This is a genomic window from Streptococcus oralis, assembly GCF_001578705.1.
Taxonomy (GTDB): domain Bacteria; phylum Bacillota; class Bacilli; order Lactobacillales; family Streptococcaceae; genus Streptococcus; species Streptococcus oralis_J.
In genome coordinates this window covers 519-1,059 of record NZ_KQ969040.1, presented here as the reverse complement: position 1 = coordinate 1,059, position 541 = coordinate 519, and the positions used below count along the sequence as shown (strand labels likewise).

1 protein-coding gene is annotated in these 541 nt (G+C 46.8%); it reads left to right on the top strand.

Translation table 11 applies throughout. The features are described from left to right. Nucleotides 1–541: hypothetical protein (locus tag SORDD05_RS10310; RefSeq protein ID WP_231077335.1), on the top strand; the 541-nt coding region annotated here is incomplete at both ends.

The following is a 541-nucleotide window of genomic DNA, read 5'->3' as shown; positions in this document are numbered from 1 at the left end:
AGCATCAGTAAGCGCAAGCGAATCAGCAAGCGCATCAGTATCTGCAAGTCAATCAACTTCAGCGTCTGTATCAGCTAGCCAATCAGCTAGCGCATCAGTAAGCGCAAGCCAAAGTGCTTCAGCATCAGTATCTGCAAGTCAATCAACTTCAGCGTCTGTATCAGCTAGCCAATCAACTAGCGCATCAGTATCTGCAAGCGAATCAACTAGCGCATCAGTATCTGCAAGCGAATCAACTAGCGCATCAGTATCTGCAAGCGAATCAACTAGCGCATCAGTATCTGCAAGTCAATCAACTTCAGCGTCTGTATCAGCTAGCCAATCAGCAAGCGCATCAGTATCTGCAAGTCAATCAACTTCAGCATCTGTATCAGCTAGCCAATCAACTAGCGCATCAGTATCTGCAAGCCAATCAGCTTCAGCATCAGTAAGCGCAAGCGAATCAGCAAGCGCATCAGTATCTGCAAGTGAATCAGCTTCAGCGTCTGTATCAGCTAGCCAATCAGCAAGCGCATCAGTATCTGCAAGTCAATCAACTTCA